Origin of the sequence: Tenacibaculum sp. SSH1-16 (assembly GCF_040104435.1) — a bacterium.
In the GTDB taxonomy this organism is placed as follows: domain Bacteria; phylum Bacteroidota; class Bacteroidia; order Flavobacteriales; family Flavobacteriaceae; genus Polaribacter; species Polaribacter mesophilus.
Window position 1 is genome coordinate 151,718 of record NZ_JBECOV010000001.1, and the last position, 22,496, is coordinate 174,213.

Annotated in this window: 27 protein-coding genes and 1 other RNA gene; 24 read left to right on the plus strand and 4 right to left on the minus strand. The window is 29.2% G+C overall.

Going from position 1 to position 22,496, the window contains the following annotated elements; translation table 11 throughout:
• Positions 1-85: 85 nt before the first annotated feature.
• Positions 86-1,084 carry a M28 family peptidase gene (locus ABMY20_RS00790; protein ID WP_349264376.1) on the minus strand — a complete coding sequence of 333 codons (999 nt, stop codon included), beginning with the start codon at positions 1,082-1,084 and terminating at the stop codon, positions 86-88.
• Positions 1,085-1,151: 67 nt separating this feature from the next.
• On the opposite strand from ABMY20_RS00790, the gene kdsA reads away from it, so the two are divergent.
• The 3 genes from kdsA (at position 1,152) to ABMY20_RS00805 (ending at position 3,947) form a co-directional block, all read left to right on the plus strand.
• Positions 1,152-1,970, plus strand: coding sequence for a 3-deoxy-8-phosphooctulonate synthase (gene kdsA / locus ABMY20_RS00795; protein WP_159613108.1), 819 nt, complete (start codon positions 1,152-1,154; stop codon positions 1,968-1,970).
• Between the two features lie 39 nt (positions 1,971-2,009).
• Entirely contained in the window at positions 2,010-2,960 is a 951-nt protein-coding gene (locus ABMY20_RS00800) for a transglutaminase domain-containing protein (protein WP_349264377.1), read from the plus strand.
• Between the two features lie 90 nt (positions 2,961-3,050).
• Positions 3,051-3,947 (plus strand): hypothetical protein, encoded by an 897-nt coding sequence (locus tag ABMY20_RS00805; RefSeq protein WP_349264378.1) that lies wholly within the window; start codon positions 3,051-3,053, stop codon positions 3,945-3,947.
• A 94-nt stretch (positions 3,948-4,041) separates the two neighbouring features.
• On the opposite strand, the gene ABMY20_RS00810 is transcribed toward ABMY20_RS00805, so the two are convergent.
• Positions 4,042-4,413: a DUF1801 domain-containing protein gene (locus tag ABMY20_RS00810; protein WP_159613114.1), complete on the minus strand. Its 372-nt coding sequence runs from the start codon at positions 4,411-4,413 to the stop codon at positions 4,042-4,044.
• Between the two features lie 78 nt (positions 4,414-4,491).
• Between ABMY20_RS00810 and ABMY20_RS00815 the strand changes: the two genes are divergently transcribed.
• Genes ABMY20_RS00815 through ABMY20_RS00830 form a run of 4 tightly spaced genes read left to right on the plus strand, consistent with a single transcriptional unit; the run spans position 4,492 to position 7,312 of the window.
• Positions 4,492-5,100 carry a hypothetical protein gene (locus ABMY20_RS00815; RefSeq protein WP_047789876.1) on the plus strand — a complete coding sequence of 203 codons (609 nt, stop codon included), beginning with the start codon at positions 4,492-4,494 and terminating at the stop codon, positions 5,098-5,100.
• Positions 5,101-5,132: 32 nt separating this feature from the next.
• Positions 5,133-5,429 carry a transcriptional regulator gene (locus ABMY20_RS00820; RefSeq protein ID WP_047789877.1) on the plus strand — a complete coding sequence of 99 codons (297 nt, stop codon included), beginning with the start codon at positions 5,133-5,135 and terminating at the stop codon, positions 5,427-5,429.
• Positions 5,430-5,486: 57 nt separating this feature from the next.
• The gene (gene creD, locus ABMY20_RS00825) at positions 5,487-6,872 is read left to right on the plus strand and encodes a cell envelope integrity protein CreD (RefSeq protein ID WP_349264379.1); all 1,386 of its coding nucleotides are present in this window, start codon (positions 5,487-5,489) and stop codon (positions 6,870-6,872) included.
• A 59-nt stretch (positions 6,873-6,931) separates the two neighbouring features.
• Complete coding sequence (locus ABMY20_RS00830) at positions 6,932-7,312, plus strand: DUF2809 domain-containing protein (RefSeq protein ID WP_349264380.1); 381 nt, start codon at positions 6,932-6,934, stop codon at positions 7,310-7,312.
• On the opposite strand, the gene ABMY20_RS00835 is transcribed toward ABMY20_RS00830, so the two are convergent.
• Both ABMY20_RS00835 and ABMY20_RS00840 read right to left on the minus strand, forming a co-directional pair.
• Positions 7,292-7,507: a DUF3820 family protein gene (locus tag ABMY20_RS00835; protein WP_047789880.1), complete on the minus strand. Its 216-nt coding sequence runs from the start codon at positions 7,505-7,507 to the stop codon at positions 7,292-7,294. The two genes, ABMY20_RS00830 and ABMY20_RS00835, sit on opposite strands and share 21 nt — an antisense overlap.
• A 39-nt stretch (positions 7,508-7,546) precedes the next feature.
• The gene (locus ABMY20_RS00840) at positions 7,547-8,755 is read right to left on the minus strand and encodes an NAD(P)-dependent oxidoreductase (protein WP_349264381.1); all 1,209 of its coding nucleotides are present in this window, start codon (positions 8,753-8,755) and stop codon (positions 7,547-7,549) included.
• 230 nt (positions 8,756-8,985) lie between these two features.
• Between ABMY20_RS00840 and ssrA the strand changes: the two genes are divergently transcribed.
• From ssrA to ABMY20_RS00925, 17 genes are all read left to right on the plus strand, one after another.
• Positions 8,986-9,381, plus strand: a transfer-messenger RNA (tmRNA) gene (gene ssrA / locus ABMY20_RS00845).
• 154 nt (positions 9,382-9,535) lie between these two features.
• A complete protein-coding gene (locus tag ABMY20_RS00850) occupies positions 9,536-10,225 on the plus strand; it encodes a hypothetical protein (protein WP_349264382.1) in 690 nt (229 codons plus the stop codon).
• Between the two features lie 78 nt (positions 10,226-10,303).
• A complete protein-coding gene (locus ABMY20_RS00855; RefSeq protein ID WP_159296636.1) occupies positions 10,304-10,597 on the plus strand; it encodes a hypothetical protein in 294 nt (97 codons plus the stop codon).
• Positions 10,598-10,685: 88 nt separating this feature from the next.
• Positions 10,686-11,891 carry a primase-helicase family protein gene (locus ABMY20_RS00860; RefSeq protein ID WP_349264383.1) on the plus strand — a complete coding sequence of 402 codons (1,206 nt, stop codon included), beginning with the start codon at positions 10,686-10,688 and terminating at the stop codon, positions 11,889-11,891.
• A 223-nt stretch (positions 11,892-12,114) separates the two neighbouring features.
• Positions 12,115-12,966 carry a toprim domain-containing protein gene (locus tag ABMY20_RS00865; protein ID WP_349264384.1) on the plus strand — a complete coding sequence of 284 codons (852 nt, stop codon included), beginning with the start codon at positions 12,115-12,117 and terminating at the stop codon, positions 12,964-12,966.
• A 72-nt stretch (positions 12,967-13,038) separates the two neighbouring features.
• Positions 13,039-13,335 carry a mobilization protein MbpA gene (mbpA, locus tag ABMY20_RS00870; protein WP_047790877.1) on the plus strand — a complete coding sequence of 99 codons (297 nt, stop codon included), beginning with the start codon at positions 13,039-13,041 and terminating at the stop codon, positions 13,333-13,335.
• Positions 13,332-14,090: a relaxase/mobilization nuclease domain-containing protein gene (locus ABMY20_RS00875; protein WP_349264385.1), complete on the plus strand. Its 759-nt coding sequence runs from the start codon at positions 13,332-13,334 to the stop codon at positions 14,088-14,090. The genes mbpA and ABMY20_RS00875 overlap by 4 nt, the downstream gene beginning before the upstream one ends.
• 2 nt (positions 14,091-14,092) lie before the next feature.
• Positions 14,093-14,539 carry a DUF6730 family protein gene (locus ABMY20_RS00880; protein ID WP_349264386.1) on the plus strand — a complete coding sequence of 149 codons (447 nt, stop codon included), beginning with the start codon at positions 14,093-14,095 and terminating at the stop codon, positions 14,537-14,539.
• A gap of 1 nt (position 14,540) precedes the next feature.
• Positions 14,541-15,131: a ParA family protein gene (locus ABMY20_RS00885; protein WP_349264387.1), complete on the plus strand. Its 591-nt coding sequence runs from the start codon at positions 14,541-14,543 to the stop codon at positions 15,129-15,131.
• Positions 15,132-15,173: 42 nt separating this feature from the next.
• Positions 15,174-15,404, plus strand: a complete 231-nt coding sequence (locus ABMY20_RS00890; protein WP_349264388.1) for a hypothetical protein — start codon at positions 15,174-15,176, stop codon at positions 15,402-15,404.
• 238 nt (positions 15,405-15,642) lie between these two features.
• The gene (locus ABMY20_RS00895; RefSeq protein ID WP_349264389.1) at positions 15,643-16,632 is read left to right on the plus strand and encodes a hypothetical protein; all 990 of its coding nucleotides are present in this window, start codon (positions 15,643-15,645) and stop codon (positions 16,630-16,632) included.
• Between the two features lie 358 nt (positions 16,633-16,990).
• Complete coding sequence (locus ABMY20_RS00900) at positions 16,991-18,181, plus strand: ABC-three component system protein (protein WP_349264390.1); 1,191 nt, start codon at positions 16,991-16,993, stop codon at positions 18,179-18,181.
• On the plus strand, positions 18,178-18,672 hold the full coding sequence (locus tag ABMY20_RS00905) for a three component ABC system middle component (RefSeq protein ID WP_349264391.1): 495 nt from the start codon (positions 18,178-18,180) through the stop codon (positions 18,670-18,672). The genes ABMY20_RS00900 and ABMY20_RS00905 overlap by 4 nt, the downstream gene beginning before the upstream one ends.
• 2 nt (positions 18,673-18,674) lie before the next feature.
• Positions 18,675-20,630, plus strand: a complete 1,956-nt coding sequence (locus ABMY20_RS00910; protein WP_349264392.1) for a DUF3732 domain-containing protein — start codon at positions 18,675-18,677, stop codon at positions 20,628-20,630.
• A gap of 134 nt (positions 20,631-20,764) precedes the next feature.
• Positions 20,765-20,956: a hypothetical protein gene (locus tag ABMY20_RS00915; RefSeq protein ID WP_349264393.1), complete on the plus strand. Its 192-nt coding sequence runs from the start codon at positions 20,765-20,767 to the stop codon at positions 20,954-20,956.
• 22 nt (positions 20,957-20,978) lie between these two features.
• A complete protein-coding gene (locus ABMY20_RS00920; RefSeq protein WP_349264394.1) occupies positions 20,979-21,476 on the plus strand; it encodes a hypothetical protein in 498 nt (165 codons plus the stop codon).
• Positions 21,477-21,613: 137 nt separating this feature from the next.
• Positions 21,614-22,474 carry a hypothetical protein gene (locus ABMY20_RS00925; RefSeq protein ID WP_349264395.1) on the plus strand — a complete coding sequence of 287 codons (861 nt, stop codon included), beginning with the start codon at positions 21,614-21,616 and terminating at the stop codon, positions 22,472-22,474.
• Positions 22,475-22,496 lie beyond the last annotated feature (22 nt).

The following is a 22,496-nucleotide window of genomic DNA, read 5'->3' on the forward strand; positions in this document are numbered from 1 at the left end:
ATTAACGTTTTGTTAAAAACACAACCCCCAATCCCAATAAAAAAGGAGCTCATGGCTCCTTCTTTACTTTAAGTTTTCAATATGTTTACTCCATCTTTACTCTAGTCGGTGTATCTTTTCCTTCAATAATACTTTGAGTTCCTCTAGCAACTGCTTTAACCGTTTCTGTTAATACAGTCATATTTAACGTTTCAGCCTCATCTGTTACTTTATGATAATCCGCATCGATATCAATCGGAGTGGTTGAAAATGTATGAGACGGTACCCCTAAACGAGCTAGAGAAGCATTGTCTGATCGTAAGAACAATTGAAATTTAGGGTACGGATCTGGAAACAACTTATATCCTGAACCTTCCAAATTCTTCTGAATTATTTTACCAAAATCTGATTTATCAAAACCAGTTAACCATGCTGTTTTTGGTCCTGTTTTAGGTTGTTTCCCTATTAACTCTAAGTTAATTCCTGCTACAAACTTACTAGCATCAATTCCTTTTCCAAAATACTCAGAACCTACCAACCCCATTTCTTCAGCAGTAAAACATACAAACAAAATACTACGCTCATTGTTTCCTTTTTTAGCATAATATTCAGCTAATGATAATACGCCAGTAACACCAGAAGCATCATCATTCGCTCCATTAAAAATTCTATCACCCTCTCCATCTTTCTTTACCCCTAAATGATCGTGATGTGCAGATACAATAACAAACTCATCCTTTTTAGACTTACCTTCTAACAAGCCTATAATATTGCTCATTTTAATACCCTTGTATTCAAAATTTTGACGATACGTAGTTAATGTATCAAAAGTTTTTAAACCAATTCTTTTGTATTCATTTTCTATATACTGAGTTGCTTTTTCCATTCCCTCAGTGCCTGGTTTTCTACCTTCCATTTCATCTGAAGCAAGTGTATATAAGTGTTTTCTTACTAAAACAGAATCAATTAACTCTTCTTTATTTTCTTTTTTCTGAGTTACCTCAACAGTATTCATAGCAACCTCGCTACTAGTATTTTTAGTTTGCTTACACGACAGTAAAATTGATACACTTACAAGTGCTAATGGGTATAAAACTTTTTTCATTCTTTATTTATTTAAAAGCCTAAATATAGCCAATTTAATTTCTTAATTTTGTTGAAAATTTTTAAGGATGGCTTTAACTGATATTCCAAACATAAAACATACTGATTCAAACAACTTTTTCTTACTTGCTGGTCCTTGTGCCATCGAAGGAGAAGATATGGCAATGCGTATTGCTGAAAAGGCAATTACCATTACTGATAAATTAGAAATTCCTTATGTATTTAAAGGAAGTTTTAAAAAAGCGAATCGTAGTAGAATAGATAGTTTTACAGGAATTGGTGATGAAAAAGCATTAAAAATTTTACGTAAAGTTTCTGAAACTTTTAATGTTCCTACCGTAACCGACATTCATGAAGTTTCTGATGCTGAAAAAGCTGCTCAATATGTAGATGTATTACAAATTCCTGCTTTCTTAGTTCGTCAAACCGATTTAGTAGTTGCTGCTGCTAAAACTGGTAAAGTTGTGAATTTGAAAAAAGGACAATTTATGAGTCCTGAAGCTATGCAACATGCTGTAAAAAAAGTTCATGATGCAGGAAATAAAAAAGCGTGGATAACTGATAGAGGTACGATGTTTGGGTACCAAGATATGATTGTTGATTTCCGCGGAATTCCTACGATGCGTCAATACGCTCCTACTGTGTTAGATGTTACCCACTCCTTGCAACAACCTAACCAATCTACTGGTGTTACTGGTGGGCGTCCTGATATGATTGAAACCATTGCTCGTGCTGGTGTAGTAAATAATGTTGATGGTTTATTTATAGAAACACATTTTGATCCTGCAAATGCAAAAAGTGATGGAGCTAACATGTTACACCTTGATTATTTAGAAAGTTTGTTAACCAACTTGGTTAGCATTAGAAAAACTATTAATAATTTATAGGCACAGTTTTTGTTTCATACAATTGTTTTTAATTCATATATGAAACAACTTCTTTTTTTATTCTTTCTAGCTACTACTATCGTAAGTGCACAAGACTTTTCTTTAATTGAAGAGAAAGTAAATGGGTATTCTAAATTTAGTAAAGTAGAACGTCTAGCTCAACAGATAGCAAGCGATTTTAAAACTGAAGAACAACAAGTACAGGCTGCGTTTTATTGGCTTGCCCATAACATACAGTATGATTTAGATGCATACTATCGTCCTAAAAACAAACGAATTTCTTTTAGATATAGGAATGAGCAAGAGAAATTAGCAAAGCTACAGGCTATAAAAGACGATATTGTTAACCAAACTCTATTAACTCGTAAAGCAGTTTGTGAAGGCTATGCACAAACTTTTGCTAAAATATGTACTATACTTCAAATTGAAAACGAAGTTATAAAAGGGTACATCAGAAATTCATCAAATGATATAGCTAATCCTAAAATCAATTCCAATCATGCTTGGAACGCTGTTAAATTGAATGGAAAGTGGATTTATATTGATGCCACCTGGGCAGCTGGAGTTGTAAATAATAATAGATGGCAACCTTTATTTAATGCTTACTACTATAACATTCCTAAAGAAAAGTACTTTAGAACACATTTTCCTGAAAAAACACTCTGGCAATTAAGAATTGGTAGAATGAATAAAAAAGACTTTTACAATCAGCCAATTTACGATGCTTCTTTTTTACAATCTGACCTAGAGCTAATTTCACCTTTAAAAGGGAGATTAAACAAAAATGCTACTATTGAACTAAAAATTAAAAACATACATCCTAATCAATCAATTTTCTTAGGCTATAGTGGATATAGATATACTGTAAAACCAGATAAAATATCTACTAAAAATAATATTACTACAGTTACAACAACTCCACTTGATAATAGCAAACAGCTATTTTTAATCGTAGATAAAGAGGTAATGCTTGAATTTTTAATTGAATAACAATATTTTCTTCTTTTGATTTATTAAAGTAAATTTCTCTGTAATGATTTAAAAGAAAATCGACAAAGGGTGAAAACAAATTAACATTACATGAAAAAATTTTACACCCTCCTATTCTTTTCTATTTTATTAGGAATTTCAATAACCTCTTACGGTCAAGGTCTATATGATGGCTTTACTCCAAAGAAAAATAGTTTATCTATTACTACTTCTTTTACCAAAAGCGAGTATGAAAAGTTTTATCTAGGTAAAACTAAACAAAACGCTACTCCTGTTCATGAAAAGATTAATCAGAATATTTATTCTCTTTATGCAAAATATGGTATCACTGATCGACTTTCAGCTATTGTAAGCATTCCTTTTATTGATGCTACAAATACTAGTAATCAACCAGACCCTGTAAACGGGTTAACCTCTATCTCTGAAGTTCAAGACATTTCAATAGCTTTAAAGTTTAATGCGCATAAGTTTCAGTTTAAAAGTGGAGATTTAAATATTATAACAGGTATTACTACCATTATTCCTACAGGGTATGAGCCAAACGGAATATTATCTATTGGTAACGGAGGCTTCGGATTTGATTTAAAAGCTGGTTTACACTTAAACACAAACGTTGGCTTTTTCTCTACCATTTTTGCAGGTTACAACTTAAGAGGAAATGCTGATAATAATTTAACTCCTGGTGGTGACTTTGGTGTTCCTAATGCCTTTACCACTACTGGTAAAATTGGTTATGCTAGTAGCTTTATTTATGTAGAAGCTTGGGCAGATTATTATAACTCAGAAGAAGGAGTAGATATCGGAAGCCCTTCATTTAAAGGTAATTTCCCTGAAACTGATGTAGATTATAAGAGTGTGGGTATAACTGTTTATAAAAATATTCTTCCTAAACTAGGAATTGGAGCTGGTTACGGTAAAGTAATAGATGGTAGAAATATTGGTGAATCTTCTACTTACTCTGTAAGCCTAACGTATAATGTCCTATAATCAAACACAATTAGATAAAAAAAAGAGCTTTTAAAAAAAGCTCTTTTTTATAGATATTCTTTAACAAGATTAGTGACGTTATAAATTCAATTAGTTAATCTTTCCTCCAAAAACCTTTATGATTGTGTTTTGCTACTTCTCCTATAACTTGTAGTAGTATTTCTTCATTAATTTCTTCTATTGATGAATAACGAAGTGATTTTACAACTGCTCTTCCTTCTGAAACTAAAAAAGTATCAAAGTCCTGTAAAATACCTTTTGCCCAAAATCCAACGTCAACAAATCCTTTTTTATGGGATGCATTTATATAACATAATTGCTTACCATTAACATAATATACTGGAATTTTCCATTTGTATTTTAATTCTAAATTTTGAAAATTCCCTTCTATCAGTACTTGTAAATGCAGTAAAATAGACTTGAATGGTTCTGGCTGTTTAAGTATGTATTCTTCGGCTGGTTTCATTCTTTCAAAAATACATCAAATTTTTATTTGTATGTTTCATAAAATTAAGTTTACTTTGTTTTTCAAAGTTCTTTAAAAATGAGTTCAGAAGATTATTTAAAAGACATATCAGAAATTAAAAACTTAATGAATAAATCATCAAGATTTATATCATTAAGCGGCTTGTCTGGTATTTTAGCAGGAATTTATGCTCTAATCGGTGCAGCTTATGCCTATTGGTTAGTCAATATTAATTCTAGTGGTTATTTGATACTAGATGGAAAAACTTTCCAAATGGTCATCCTTGATTTATTGTTAGTTGGCTTTTTGAGCATTACTACCGCCATTTTTTTAACTACGAGAAAAGCTAAAAAAAACGGTGAAAGAATTTGGGATGCTACCACAAGAAGGTTATTATTGAATTTCCTTATTCCTCTGGTTTCTGGAGCTATCTATATCATTATTATTTTAGGACATCAGAAATATGGACAAACTGGGGCTTTGATGTTACTTTTTTATGGCTTAGCATTGATTAATGCTTCAAAATATACTGTAGGTGATATTAAGTATTTAGGGTATACTGAAGTTGTTTTAGGACTTATTGCTGCTATGCTTCCCGGTTATGGTTTTTGGTTTTGGGTTCTAGGGTTTGGAGTTATGCATATTGTTTACGGTACTGTCATGTATTTTAAACACGATAGAAAATAAGCACTATTTTCGTACTTTAAAATTTATCTTTTTTGAAAAACATTATTCTAAATATAAATAAAGCTTTTGATCATAGAATCAGACTCGGAATTATGTCTGTTCTTATGGTTAATGAATATGCTGAATTTACTACATTAAAAGAATTATTAGGTGCTACAGATGGTAATTTGGCAAGCCATACCAAAGCATTAGAAAAAGTTGAATTTATTAGGATAGAAAAACAATTTATTGGTAGAAAACCCAATACAAGATACTACGCTACAGAGCTTGGTAAGCAAGAATTTAAAAAACATATTGACGCTTTAGAAAAGCTAATTAAAAATAAATAAAAACTATTTTTTTATCATTAAACTTTGAAATTCAAAGTTCTTTTAAAACAACAAACTATGGAAATATCAAACAAACAAAACGGAAGATTCGGAAAGTGGGTAAAAACATCAATCACAGCTAGAATGTTAATGATTGGATTTTTAATTCTCATTCTTTTAATTCCTTTATCCTTCATTAAAAGCTTAATTGTTGAGCGAATGAATCGACAGCAAGAAGTTGTACAAGAAATCAATCAAAAATGGGGTAAAGAGGTCTTGCTATATGGACCTATTTTAAAAATTCCCTACAAAACTTATAAAGAGAAATTTGTTCGAAATCAAAAGACAAAAGAAACTCAAACCGAGATCGAAGAAAAAATCAAGTATGCCTACTTTTTTCCGAAGAAACTAAATGTGAAATCTTCTATAAACCCTGAAGAGAAAAAGCGTGGTATTTATAAAACAGCTGTATATAATAGTAAAATAGATATTGATGGCAGTTTTACAACACCTGATTTTAGTGAAAAAGATATTAATGAAAAAGACATACTTTGGAACAAAGCTCGCTTAATTATTAAAACTTCTAATTTAAAGGGAGTAAACAATTTAGTTGAAATAAAACTGAATAAAAACAACTACGCTTTTACTTCTAAATATGAAGATGATGCTAGTAATGAAAAAGCCTACTACAACTATTTAAACCTTCATAAATTAGAAAGTAAATTTTTAAATGAAGAAGACCTTCCTAAAAAATCAGACACGAACTTTAATCTATCACTAAGCATCAATGGTAGCAAACAAATTCGTTTTATTCCTATCGGAAAAGAAACAACTGTTCATATAAATTCTGACTGGAAAACCGCTAATTTTATTGGAGAATACCTTCCTTTTAACTCCGACAAAATCTCTGAAAATGGCTTTAATGCTAAATGGAAAATACTGGATATAAATAGACCTTTCTCTCAACAATCTTTTAACGGAATTCCTAACTTAAAAGAATATGCTTTTGGTGTAAACTTTATGATTCCTGTAGATGAGTATCAAAAAAGTGAACGATCTGCTAAATATGGCTTTTTGGTTATTGGACTTACTTTCTTAATTTTCTTTCTAATTCAAACCATGAGTAAAATTTCCATTCATCCCTTTCAATATTTAATGATTGGTGTTGCCTTAACCATGTTTTATACTTTACTTATTTCTATTTCTGAACATAGTAGCTTTTTAAAAGCCTATGTAATAGCATCAATAGCTGTGGTATTGCTAATTTCTTTGTATTCGAAATCCATTTTAAAGGGTGTTAAATTCCCCTTATTTATTGGAGCTTCTCTTACCACATTATATGCCTTTATTTTTGTAATTATTCAACTAGAAAATTATGCTCTTTTGGTAGGTAGTGTAGGATTGTTTATAATTCTTGCTTCAGTGATGTATGCTTCAAGAAAAATAGATTGGCAAAACGGTTAATTAACAACAATAAATAAGCAAACTATTATATTATGTAATAGTTTGCTTAAAATATGATTATGAAATTAAATATAAAATACTTCCTTGCCTTTATATTTCTTCTTTTGTTAGAAATTATAATAGCTCAAACTTCAGGATTTATAAGACATACTTTTGGTGACTTTTTAGTCGTTATCTTACTTTTTTATTTGGTGAAAGCTTTCTTTAACTTCTCTGATAAAAACACTGGAGTTTCAGTACTAATTTTTGCTTATTTAGTAGAATTTTTACAGTTAACTCCTCTTCTAGAATTTCTCGGTTTAGAAAATAACCGATTAGCAGTAATCGTATTTGGTGCTACTTTTAGTATTGGTGATTTAGTAGCTTATACCTTAGGAATTGTCACTGTTTTACTTTTAGAAAAATTTTTAACTCGCAAATTATCTTCTAATCTTTCGTAAAATGTCTTCTAGTCCGTTTAACTTCAATTCGTAAACTAGCTCTAGCATTGTGCCTAGTTTCCCTTGTGGAAATCCTTTATTCTTATACCAAACAATATAATACTCAGGAATGTCAATTAAATACGTTCCTTTGTATTTACCAAAAGGCATTCTCATGTTTGCTGTATCAATTAAGAACTGTTTGTCTGGTATCATATTAAATAAAAATCCCGCTGAAGCGGGAGTTATTAAGTGTTATTCTTTTCCGTCTACGTAATCCTGCAAATATGCATATCGTTCGGTTAATTTACCAGTATTTGTTGTCATTTTTGATCGAGCTAAAATTCCGTCTTTATCATCATTATAAAATGCTGGAATTACATGCTCCAAAAACATTTCTCCAAAACCTTCACTTGCATCTTTTGGTAACTCACAAGGTAAATTATCAACCGCCATTACTGTAATGGCTTTTTCGTCTTTAAAGTCAATTTCTGATTCTGTTTCTGGGTTGTAACCGTAAATAGGGTCTGCAATTGTTGACGCACGAAGTGTTGTTGCTACTGGTCCATCAATATCACATGAAATATCTGCTACATACTTTATTCTAAACTCAGGATGTTTTACATCTTCACGTGTAAATAAATACGGAGCTCCGTCTCCATAAAAATGCCCTGCTATAAAGAAATCAGTTTGTTTCGCATACGCCATAAAATTACTTTCGTACCCTGTTGGATCTTTATAAAACTCAAACTTATCTCCTACTTTACCATCTTTTCGTTTGGCATACTCCATAACATCGGTTATACAATATACTGGTTCAGTAAACTCACTTGTTAAATATAAAGCATCGCTTACTTGTTTAATTTGTAAATGATCTAAAATTTCTTGGGCTCCTTTTGCTACTTTTCCTGTTCCTGTTAGTAAAATTTTGATGTTTGGTAAAGTTATTTTATCTAATTCAACTTTTACAGCATCTAAATCGGGTAACGTTTCTACTTTGGGTAAGTTGAACAATCCTTCACGTATGCCTAAGGCTCTAAAACCATTATAAGCACCTACCAAACCTGCATAACGACCAAAACCAATTAAACGAGCTCCATTTTCTTCAATAATGGTTTCATGATCAAACATTTCTATATTTCTATCAAGCATTGCTTTTAACAACTTACGATTATATGGTTGCTTTTTAATCGTATGACTAAAGAAAAAATATTTTTTATTTGGAATTAAATTGTCTACAGGAACTTCTTTTACTCCTAATAACACATCACAATCAGAAACATCATTGGTTACTTCAAAACCTGCTTTTGTGTAAGCCTCATCAGAAAAAACTCGGATATCGGAACTTTCCACGACTATTTCTGCTTGAGGAAACTGTTCTTTAAACTCTTGCAATTTTTCTGGAGAAAACACAACTCTTCTATCTGGTGGATTTTTACGTTCTTTAATAATTCCGAATTTCATAATTGATCTTTGTATTAAAATTAAACAATTTTACATATAATGTTATAGTTTATAACAATTGCAGCGAAAATACTTGTTTTAAAATGATTGTACAAGTAGTATTTTTTTATATTTGCATCCTCTTGTTTCAGCAGTATTGTTTTATATTGCTGCCAAACGAAATTGCATAGAATTACAAAGATTATCTGGTATATTTTTTGCAAGGATACTTATAGCATCTTTGACATATTGGGGACGACTGGTTTTGACAGCAAGATTAGTGAAAATGTAAGCATACCGAGGAGTGAAATGACAACTCGTTAAACTTATTTCAAACATTTAAACGGCGAAGATAACTACGCTTTAGCTGCTTAATCTGAATTAATAGTAAGATAGAGCCTCGGCGCACAAGGTGCGCAAGCTAAATGTCCACGAAAAGCCTTGGTTTACGGCGTTTCATTTATGGGCATCGTAAAAGTAGACATAGAAAACTTAGTGCTTCGATAGGTTTTCGAAATTTAAGAAGCTAAGTTAAGATTGGACGGTTTTTGGTCAGGTCTTAATCGAAAATTAAACAAAAACTAAGTATGTAGAAAGCCTTTGAGCTACTTGTTTGGACCCGAGTTCGATTCTCGGCGTCTCCACTTTTAACCCTTATAAACCTAGTGTTTGTAAGGGTTTTTATTTTGAGTTGATAATCGCGTTGATAATTCAAACTTCCTTATTGTCAAAACTTTAATTTGCTGTTCATTACCAAAGTTAATACTTTTATGATTATTAACACTAATAACACATAAAATTATGACACCATATTATTTTTCTTTTTTTACAATTATTGGAATACTAGCATTAATACTCACGCATATTGTTACTAAAAAGTACGCACCATATATACTCAATTATATAATAAACGAAGATCTTAACTGGAACCCTAATTCTGATAGAATAAAACTCACATTTGTTATTGCTTTTTTTATTGCTCCTTTTGTGTTTATTAAACAATTATGGGATTTAAATCATAAAAACGACTTTTTTAATTATACATGTCTTTCGTTTATCATTTTAAGTATGATATTTTGTATTTGGATGATAAGAAAAATAATTAAGACTGAATTTAACTTAAAATCTAATTCAAATCTCAAAATCCACTCTTATTTTAAGAATAAAGACTCATTTAATAAATGTCAAAAACTTCTAAAAGAACATAACATTATTAATGAAAACTATAACTGGGTACATAATAGAAGTACTCACAAAAAGAAATATATCCCAGTCCTAATTTGTAAATTAATTTCTCTTAAACTAATTAAATTTAAAGAGTACAAAGAAGTTCATAATTTATTTGAGGAGAGTTTAAACGTTAATTTTGACTACAATCATGCAACTCAGATTATAAAACTATACACCAAAGAAGAACTTTTTTTAGATGATGATTCAGCGATATATTTTGAAAAATTACAGTTCTTAGATAAAATCAATAGTAATAAGTAAAAAACAGTTTATACAGTTTTACTAAACTGTATACAACAATGTCTATGATTGCACTAATAAAATATAAAAACAGCAATTATGGACAATACATACAGAGATCCTTTCAAGCACATTTATAATCAATTATCTGAACTAAAGAAAATTGTTTTAGATATTAAAAATGCTCCTAAAGAAGACTACACTAACAAATACTACACCTATCATCAAGTTGCAGATTTACTACACGTCGACTATCAAAGTATTCGAAATTACGTTACTTCTGGTTTTATAGAAGCTCAAGAATTTGGTCCTCGTAAAAAACTAATCCACCACTACCAAATTTTCAATGAAGATCAAACATTGAAAAACTTCAAATACAAAAGAAAAGCGTAATGGCTCTCATCCATTACGCTTTAAATATTTTCTAAAACAGTATTAACTACCGTATAAGACAAATATACGGTTAATTCTTAAACAAATTATGGAAGAAATACCATACTTAAGAATTGGTACGTCTTATTTTAAAATTGTTCAAGTACCAACGATTAATAATCAATTCAATGAGATCCTCATTAAATGGGATAGAAATACCATTATTCAAGATTATAACAGGAATTATTTAACCAAAATCCCTAAATACGATGGAAGCATATGCTTCCCTAATCACATTAATTTTTCAAAGACAATACATGGTTTTTACAATACATACTCCCCTTTAAAACATCTACCAAAGACAGGAAGTTTTAATAATACGATAACTTTTTTCAAACACATATTTGGTAAACAATTAGATCTTGGACTTGACTATTTTAAACTATTATATGAAAACCCAACACAAACACTTCCTGTATTATGCCTTGTAAGCAAAGAGCGTTCAACAGGTAAAAGCTCATTCTTAAAATACTTAAAAGAAGTCTTTGGTCATAATATGAGTTATCTCGATAGTCATTCTTTAAACAGCAACTTCAATTTAGACTGGGGCAATAAATTAATATTAGGTTTAGACGAAGCCTTTTTTCAAAAAGAAGAAATCACCGAAAAAATTAAATACCTCTCAACTTCAAATAAAAACAAAATAGAAGCTAAAGGAAAAGAGAGGTTTGAAGTAGATTTTTTTGGAAAGTTTATCATGTGTAGCAACAAAGAAGACTCCTTTATTAAAATTGATGCAGACGAAATTCGATTTTGGGTAATTAAAGTTCCAAAAATAAAAACTGAAGACGTTAATTTTATAGACAAATTAATAGATGAAATTCCCGCTTTTCTAGATTTCACTTTAAAACGAAAATTTGCCAGTGAAAGAAAAACTAGAATGTGGTTTACTGCAAAACAAATATACACTCCTGCTCTAAAAAAACTTGTGAATAATAATAGAAACAGAGTTGAAAAAGAGTTGGCTCAACTACTAATCAGTGTAATCGAAAAACACGACTTAGATTCTGTTGAATTTGTTCCAATGGATTTATTAAATGGGTTAAATAAAACGAGAGTGAAAACTGATCAAACTCAATTAAGATCCTTACTAAAAAAAGACTGGAAATTAACCAATCAAAAAAACTCACTTCAATATCGAAAATTTACAATTTTAAGTGACGGTGAAATTGTTTTAACAGAATCAAAAGGAAGGTACTTTTCTGTAAAAAAAGATTTTTTACAGAAAAATTTTGATGAAACGATGACAGACTAACTTTTATTCATCTATAAGTCAGTAAAGACAAAGGGTACAGGCTGTCATCGTTTTGTCATCACTTTGTCATCATTTTCAAAAGTGATGACAAAATAAAATCAAAAGTGATGAAACGATGACAAAATGATGACAAGCTACAGAACCTATAAACAGAGGGACACAGAACGTTCCCGCATCGTTTCATCATTTTATAAAAAAAATATAGTGTATAAAAAACTTAATCATGAACTGTAAAAAAGCAAAAGAAATAGACCTTGTTTCCTATCTAAAAAACAATGGCTTTATTCCCAAGAAAACAAACATTAATGCAGTTTGGTTTTGCTCTCCATTTAGGAGTGAAAATTCACCCTCATTTAAAGTAGATACTGTTAAAAATATTTGGTATGATTTCGGGGAAGGATTAGGAGGAACAATAATTGATTTTATAATGAAGTACAATAATTGTTCCCTAAAAGATTCTTTAAATCTGTTAAGTAATAATACTTTTTCTTTTCACCAGCATAAAAACTTACAAGAAGTTAAAATCAAGCCTAAATACTCTATTAAAAAAGTAGAAGAATTAACTAACTCTTTTTTGATAGAGTATTTGAAATCAAGGAAAATAAATATTGAATATGCTAAGCATTTTTTATTTCAAGTCCACTACTCTTTTGATTCTGAAAAAGAATATTATGGAATTGGATTTATGAATGATTTTGGAGGACTAGAAATTAGAAACAAATTCTTTAAAGGATGCTTAGGTAAAAAAAGTATTACAACCATAAATAATAATTCTGATGTCATATCCTTATTTGAATCTTGGTCTGATTTTCTTTCTTATTTGACTTTAAAAAAAATAATTCCGAATGAAAATTTTATCATTTTGAATTCTACTTCTCTTATTCAAAAGATTCCTGAACTAATTAAAGATTATTCCAAAACCAAATGTTTTTTTGATAATGATGAAGCTGGAAACAAAGCTCTAAAACACCTTCAAGAAAAAGTATCTAAAGAGCTAATTGACTGTAGAATTCACTATAAAAATCACAACGATTTAAATGATTATTTAATTAACTACAAAAAGAAGATTAGTTAGTATTTCGAGATGTGTCCTTGTCAGGACAAATCTCGCTTTTTCTCCCTATGGTCGCAAAAGTTGAGCAACATTATGAAAAATCATAAAATTGAATTTAGATGTACTCTTTACGAAAAAAAGCTTTTAAAAGTAAAAGCTAAAAGAGCTGGTTTAACTCTAAGTGAGTTTTGTAGAAAATCTGCAAATGAAAAAGTAATTTCTGAACGATTAACAGATGAACAAATTTCTCTTTACAAAATGCTTGTTCAGTATCATAATAACTTTAAATCTATTGGGAATTTAATCAAAAAGAGGCATCCTGATTTATACAAAAATGTGTATCAAACTGCTGATGAAATAAAAAATCATCTTAAAAATTTTAAAAAATGATTGGTAAAGGAAAAGCAATATCACATACAAAAGCTTCCATTGAATATGGTTGGAATCAAGAAAAAGATGCTGAGATAGTTTACAAGCAAAGTCTAGCTGGAGAAACTCCTAAAGAAATTACTGAAGAGTTTAAAATCATTCAATCGATGAATGATAAATGCGAACGTAATACTTTCAGTTTTGTTATTAGTCCGACTATTGAAGATGGTAAAAAACTAGACTTAAAAGATCTTAATAAAATAACATCAGAATTTGTTAAGGACTTAAAATTAGAAAATCATCAAGCAATCGCATTTGTTCACAACGACAAAAATCATAAACATATTCATTTATATGTGAATCGAATCGATTTTAATGGAACTGCTTACAAAGACAATTTTATTGGAAAACGTTCACAAAAAACAGCAGAAAAAGTCGCAAAAAAACTAGAATTACAAACTGTTAAGCAGGTCAAAGAACAGAAATTAGAGAACTTAAAAGAAATTAGAAAATATATCAAAGAAAAGCATGAGCTTTCATTTAAGCTTTTCCATCCTGAGAGTTATCAGCAGTATATCAATCAAATGAAACAATTTAACATCCAGGTTAAACCTGTAATAAATAAATCTAATCAACTTCAAGGATTCCGATATCAACTTAACAACATCAATCTAAAAGGTAGCGAAGTACATAGAAGTTTATCTATAAACAAACTCAAAAGTAAATTCTTAGAAATTACAAAAGCTACTCTTAAACAAATCTCTATAACAAAATAATTATGGCTAAAATCGAAGAAATAACTGCTTTACTCATCGAGGAAATTGAAAGTTTTCAAAAAGCAGTAAATCAATTAAGTAAAGACACTGATAAAATTAAAAATCACAAACTTACTGTTGACACTTCTCAAATTCAATCAGTTTTTAAAGAGTTTAACAGTGAACTAACTTCTAACTTAAAAGAACAACAAAATCAAATTCGTACACTTCAAAACAAACTGAATAAAACCATCATTGTTCCAAAGTGGATGATAGTTTTATTCAGCTCGTTTTTCATTATCTGTCTTTTGAGTATTTCAATAAATTTCTATCAATATCAAAAATTTAAAAATGTAGAGGAAACTAACTATATAAAAGGGCGTGAAGAAATAACGAATCATATCCAAGAATTTTTCAAAAAGAACCCTGAAGCACTCAAACAATATCAACAATGGAAAAATAACGATTAATATGGGAAAAATTATTTTAATCACACATCAAAAAGGTGGTGTAGGTAAATCGACACTTACTTTTAACCTAGCTCAAAACATATCTGAAAACGCTTCAGTAGCTATTCTTGATTTAGATTTACAAGGTAGTTTATCTCAAGTTAAAGAATTAGCTTCTGGTTTTGACATTATTCCTTATAAAGGGAAGATTAATGAAATTCAAAATCTGGAGTATGATTTCGTTTTTATCGACACTCCTCCTTACCTATCCAGTCAATTACCTGAGCTTATTCAATTAGCTGATTTAATCATCATACCTACAAAAGCTGGTGTGTTAGATCTGTTAGCCATTAAAAGTACTATTGAGCTCATTGAAAACGAAAATAAAGCTGATAAAACATTAATTGTTTTCAACATGATAAAAGCTAACACCACTTTAACCTTAGATATTTTGATTGGACTAGAAGAATACAATATTCCTATTGCCAAAACTCACATATCTGACTTAGTTGCTTTTACTCGTTCAGTTTTGGTTGGTGGTGTTCAGAATGATAAAAATGCTCAAAAGCAATTAGACAACCTAACAAAAGAAGTGCTAACAAAACTCATATAATTCTATACATCCACATTTATATAAAACTACAATTCTAGCATTATGGAAAAACAAAATTTCAACGATCTAATCAATAAAGCTAAGGCTAATAATCAAGCGAAAATGATTCAAAAGGTAGTTCCTATTCCTGCTAAAGAAAATGAAGAAGTTCAGTTTTCTTTTTACCTAGATAAAAACCTACTTAAAAAGATTAAACAACAAGCCTTAAACGAAGACGAAAGCATTAAAAACATCATCAACAAAGCCTTAGAAAACTATATAAAAACAACATAACATTTAAAATATCTGTAGTATCTTGCAAGAGATTTACAGATGTAAAAAGACATATTAATTTATAAAGCGTTTAGCTTTTGATTTGGTTTTAGAAACTCGCCAGGTTATTAATTCCTCCAATATCAAAGTTAAGACGCCCACGTTTTGCGTGGGCTGTTCTTATTTGGAGGAAAGGTTTCTGGCGAGACCCCTAAGACCGATAAGATCCAGTTCCACGCTTTTTTATTCATTTTATATCATGGAAAATCAAAACAAACAAATCGCCAACGTTCAATTACAGTTATCAGAAAACTGTACTGACTTAGAAAAAGAAATTCTTCAACAATATTGGAAACTTAACGAAACTGAGTTTGTAAATGCTCCTAAAGCAATTAAAAAAAAGTATGCTATTTCTCAATCCGAATTAACTAAAACAACAGCTACTTACAGTACTTTAACTTTTTATCTATTTTGTGATCATTGCCATTCATTTGAAAAGCATGAAGCAAAAAGTCAATCTAGTTTTAATCAAACTATAAGAGAATTCCACAGTCGCTATTATCAGTCTTTTAAATGCAATCATTGTAAAGAAGTTCAAAAACAGCAATTTCATTTAGAACAAGAAAGAAAGCGCAACGAATTAATAAAGAAGTTGGATGAAGCTATTGAGAATAAAAACTGGAAAAAACTATCTAATTTTGAAAAGGGTGTTTTAAAGAACTGTTTAGAAATGAACTTTTACACCTTAAAAAAACACTATGGAAATATACTAGGACAAAACCTTTACATAAAATTCATTAGAGCTTTAGAAACTTTAGAAAACTATAACCTATTAATTCTAAAGAAAGATTTTAGAGGCTGGATTGAAGGCTATGATTACAACCCTAAATTATTGAAAATAAAAGATGAAATTATCGTCCCTAAAGAAGTATCTAACCCTAAAACTTATTTTAATTCTGAAACCAATGAATTAAAACTTAAACTTATTATAAATAAAGAAAAATTTCACCCTGACAGTCCGTTATATGCGGGAACAATAACCTTTAAAGAACAAATCGTTATTAATCCTGGTATTGAATATGTTTTTGCCCAATGGGAAAGAGCAAATGACAACTTATATTTCACGTTAATTCCAATCTCTGAACTTGAAAAGTTCCCGGATCAAAAGCCAATTTCAAATGTTCCTAAAATTTTAAGACAAGGTATTCATGAATTCTTAAAAAACTTAGGAAGTAATTTAGACTTCTAAAGACATCTAGCTTTTCTTACTATCAAAAGGAAAGCTTTTTTATTTCATATTTATATAAAAATAGAATTATATTTTTATATTTATGGCAGTTAACTTGCTATGTTTAACTTCTTTTATTGATATACAAAATTGCTAGACTCTAAAACATGTATCAAATCAAGTATTGATGATAAAGTAATAGTCTTGTTTTTTTCTTTTCTGTAAGAATATACTAAGTAAGTAATAATTAAAAAGGTTATGTCAAGGTAAAACTTCTCTTATCCAGAAATATAAACTAGATATACAAGCTATTTGTTTGTATATAACAAGTTTTATACAATGCAGAAAAAACTTAATTAAATGAACGAAATTTAGATTTATGACAACAACAATTACTGACTTTTCTGCTAAAGAACCGTCTTTAGGTTACTTCTATCAAATAAAATACGCTTTATTAGTTCTATTAAATCAATCAAAAGAACTCGACAATCCGAAAGTCAGAATTGAAAACTTAGACGATATTGAAATTGAAGACATTAACACTTTGCAACTTTTACAAACAAAATTACATATTAAGAATAAAGCAAATCTTACAGACTCAAGTGTAGATTTCTGGAAAACTATTCGAATATGGTCAGAGTATATAAATAATGGAACAATAGATTTGGACTCAACAATTTTCAACCTAATAACAACAGAAGAAATTCCAAATTCTAGTGTACTTCATAAGTTCAAAAAAAACATAACTTTAGATAGTGAGGTTGTAGAAATAATTACTATTCTAGACAAAATAGCAATTGAATCCACCAATAAGACTAATGAAAAAGCTTACTTAGCTTATCAAAATTTATCCATAGAAAACAAAAAGAATCTAATTAAGCGTATTCGAATTTTAGATAATTCAATTGGGATAACTGAAATCAATGATAAAATAAAAAAAGAGTTGATTTTTTCTACTTACCCAAATACGATAGATGCGTTTCTTGAAATTTTAGAAGGTTGGTGGTTTCGAAAATCTATAGACAATTTGACATCTCAAATTGATTTTATCAGTTCGAGCGAATTACAACTTAAAATAGCTAATATCAGTGATTCTTTTCAAGCAGACAATCTTCCTAATCACTTTCCTGTTCAGTTGGAAATAACTGATGAGGACGTTGAAAACTTAAAAGAAAGAAACTTTTTAAAACAACTAGAGCTAATTAAAATAAAAGCTAATTCAAAAACTTTAAAACTTGCAATAAGTGATTTTAGAAGAGCGTTTGAACAGCGCTCAAAATGGTTACGACTACACCTGTTAAATCCAGATGAAGAAGAAGAATATGATTTAAAATTACACGATTATTGGAAAAACATATTCGACATTATGAGTGACCAAGCAGAAGATAAATCCTTGGATGAACTAACGGAATTAGGAAAAGATTTCTATTTGGAACAGTTCGCAAAAACTTGTCCTCAAATTAAAATAAGAGAAAAATTTAATCAAGATTATTTAACTAGAGGAAGTTACCAAATACTTGCTGACTCTAAAAAAATAGGTTGGCATCCAAACTTTAAAGATAAAATATGAACATAAGTTGGACAGAGCGAAACACTATAGTTGCAAATCTTTTTAATCCTGCTTTTTGCGGAGAAATAATTAGAGTTTGTGCTAAAGAATACAATAAACATACGAATTCAAAATTCCCTTATGCTTATGCATTTATAATTTTGCCAATAGTTTTGCACAAAGCAACTAGAGAACGTATGCCAAGGTCAGTAAGAACCTATTTCTTCGTTTGGGTTGAGAAAAATGATGATTTATTTTTTGATTTTTCAAAACGCACAAGAAGTATGGTTAAATATACCAAAGAGGCTTTGTCTTTTCTTTTAGCTCATAATAAAATAGAATTCAATGATAATGCAGAAATCATTACAAGTGATGAAAGAGTAAAAAAAATAAATAAAGACGATTATCAAGAATATAATGAAATATTAAAAAAAGCAGAAATGCTGGGAAAGTGGCTATCTTCAACTAGTGATGTTAAGTCAATTTATTCATTTTTAAGAATCACGCCATAAATATGCAAATACAAAAAATCATACTATATAGTCATAGTGGAGAAAAACGAGTTTTACAATTTGAAATTGGTAAAGTCAACATAATAACTGGAGAATCAAAATCGGGTAAATCTGCATTGATTGAAATAATCAATTATTGCCTAGCTTCAAGTGGTTGTGATATTCCAGAAGGAATAATACGAGATACTGTATCATATTTTAGTATTCTAGTTAGATTTAAAGATTCTGAGACAGCTTTTATTGCACGTGAAAACCCAAATATAAAAGGTATTCAAGCATCATCAACAGTTTGTTTAATAAGGAATTCAGGAAAAAACTTACCTGAATTAGAAGAGTTAAATTCTAATTTAAACATTGACTCTCTAAAAGAATTTTTGACTAGAAAAATTGGTGTTTCAGAAAATGTTCACGTTCCAGATTCATTAACTAGAGAACCATTAAAAGCTAATTTTAAGCATTCACGTTTTTATTGTTACCAACCTCAATATTTGGTTGCTGACCCTTATCAACTATTTTACAATCAAAATAAAGAGTTTGTTTCTCAATCCATAAAAGATACTCTTCCATATTTTTTAGGAGCAGTAAATGAAAATTCTCTAGCTATAGAAAGCGAAATAACACAACTTAAAAAACTATTAAATAGGTTATTAAGAGAAAAACGAGAATCTGAGAAAATAAAAGCGGAAGGGATTAGTCAAGCCTTTTCTCTTATTGATGAGGCAAAAGAAATTGGCATATTAGAAAAGTCAGTCAACCCTAAAAACCAAAAAGATGCTTATTCATTTTTGGAATATGTATCAAAGTGGGAATATCAGCCATTAGAAGTTAAAGCGGAAAACTCTGCACTAAAAGAACTTATAGATAAAAGAAGTGAACTAAAAATTGAGTTAAGTAAAATATCTGACAATAAAAAAGCAGCAACAGATTATCTAAAAAACTCTTTTGGTTATACCTCAGAAGCAAAACAACAAGAAGTACGACTTGAATCAATTAATTTATATAAGGACACTAGTAAAGATAAATCATTATGTCCATTATGTGAAAATGAGTTGAATAACCCAATACCTTCAATAGATAACATAAATAAGTCCTTAGCAAATATTAGAGAAGACCTAAGGTTTACCAAAGCTGAAAGCCCAAGAATACAATCTTATATCGATTCCGTAGAATCGCAATATCATTCCGTAGAAACAGAATTAAGAAAAATTGAAAAGAGTATTTCTGCGCTTTATATTCAAAATGAAAAAGCAAGAACCGTAAGAGATTTGAATTTACGAAGAGGGAAAATAATTGGTCGAGTAAGTTTGTTTTTAGAAAGTATTGTTGTCGAACAAGAAACTGAAAGTATTGATTCAAAAATTGAAAATTTAAAAACAAGAATTACTAATCTAGAAAAAGAAGTTGATAGCGATAACGAAAAAGAAATGTTATTGTCGATATTAAATAAAATAAACCTTCAAATGAGCAAATGGGTAGAAGATTTAGATGTAGAATATGAGGATGATCCAATTAGGTTTGATATAAATAGATTAACGATGTTCATTGATTCTGAAAATAAGCCTATTGCTTTGCCACAAATTGGTAGTGGTGCTAATTGGGTTGCATATCACTTGCTTATTGTATTTGCTCTTCATAAACATTTTATTCAAAACGACAGACCTGTTCCAAATTTTATAATTATTGACCAACCAACTCAAGTTTACTATCCACCAGAAAAGAGCGACAATGTTGTTGAAGTAAGTGCAGATGAAATAGCTGTAAATAAGATGTTTGATTTTATGTTTAATGTGGTAGAATCATTGATACCAAATTTACAAGTTATAATTACAGACCATGCTTATCTTAATAATGACAGATTTAGAAATTCAGTTACAGAAATTTGGAGAGATGGTTTGAAATTAATTCCGAATGATTGGCTACCATTGGAAGGAACAAGCACTATAAAGAACAATGTATAAAAATAATAGCGGTTTATTCGCTAAAACAAAAATATGTAATAATAAAAAAAGGTCTTTGTTTAACCGAAAAGTTAGTGAATAAAAATCCGCTACTATTCTTATACGAGACTTGGCATTCATTTAAGAAAAAAAATATGAGTAAATATAATTCAAGTAATATCAAGATTGGGGATAAAGTATACTTTGAAAGAGAAGGTATAAATAATTATAATTTATATTGGACTGTTTTAGGGTTTTTAGACAATATGATTGAAATCGAAATTGACGAAATGGAATATAATGATAAGATTTATATCGACTTTTCTGATATAACACAAACATCATAATAATAAGTTATAATATTTCAGTTTGAAAGAACAAATTTCAAAATACACTTCTCAATTATCCGAAATAATTAATTTTATAAAGAAAGATTTAATTGAATACTTCAAGGAGGTTGACTATTTGACTCCTAATAATGAAATTCAAATTATTGAAATAAATAACGAGCTACATTTAGACAGAATAATTATAGGTTCAAGTTTTTATGTGATTTTAACAGATTATGTTTTCGGGAATAACAAATGTCTTTTTGAATATAAAAAACATAAAGCAATATACAGAGGTCACTCTTATAATACTAAAAAAAGATTATTAAGTCATCTTGCTAACAAAAAATACAATTCTCTAAGAAGAAAAAACGAACCTAATTATAAAGTTTGTTTGAAAATAGAGGATGGAGTAAATGGGATAAACATAAACGAAAAACCTTATAACACTTGGAATTGGATTGTAATTATTCACAAAATGAAAAAAAGTAATACAGTAATGAGAGAACAAGCTGAATATGCTTTTGACAAAATTTAAAATAAACCCTGTAAATCAAGAAATTGAAAGAAGAAATGCCAACAAAAAACTGAGGTAAAGCTAAGGGGTACTTAATATTAAATCACTTCAATATAAACACAAATTTTCATATACCATAACCATTAAAAACAACATTTATGTTTAAACAATTACCATTAATAATTATTTTTTTAGCTTTTGGCAAAATATATTGTCAAGAAAATTCCAATGTAAAATTTAAAAAAATTAAACAAATCCTCCCTCACTCCACGACTAATTACGGATTTGAAAACGGTAAATTAAAATCAATAGACATTGGTTATAGCACTACATTTTTTGAGTATAACAACAAAGGCACTCTTTCTTCATTGTATTATATAAATGTAAACGATAAAAGTAAGTATTCTGAAAGCTTCTCTTATGACGAAAAAGGTTATATAACTAGTATAATAAGTAAAGTTGACAACAAAATACTACGAGAAGCTAAGTTTGAGTATCTAAAGAATAATGATAATGATTTCTTCATTACTAAAATTACTAAACATACTGGATACAATGGAGATTATTTCACCAAAGAAATCTTTGAGATGAAAAACAATATCTTAAAAATAACAGAAGAAAAATCAAAAATAAGGAGTAGAGATCGTATTGATGAGTTTACATTTGAAAATGGAAACATAGTATCCTACCATTCTAATATAAAAAACAAGAAAGAACAATATTTAGTGAAGTTCACATACGATAACACTACTAACATTAACTATTCTATTATGAAAGGTTTTTATGGAGATAAACATTTTGTTAATTCTATTTTAGATAAGCCTATGAAAATAGTAACCTTACATTTAATTCCTTCAAAAAACAATGTTGTAAGTAAAAGAATTGTAAAAAAAGCTAAAAGAATAGGAGTTTCCGAATATGATTACGGTATTGAATACGATTCTAATAATAGAATTACAAAAATTACCGAAACAGAATTAGAAAGAGGAAGAAAAAAAACCTTTATTCTTGAATACTAAGAATACAACTATTTCGCTCTTT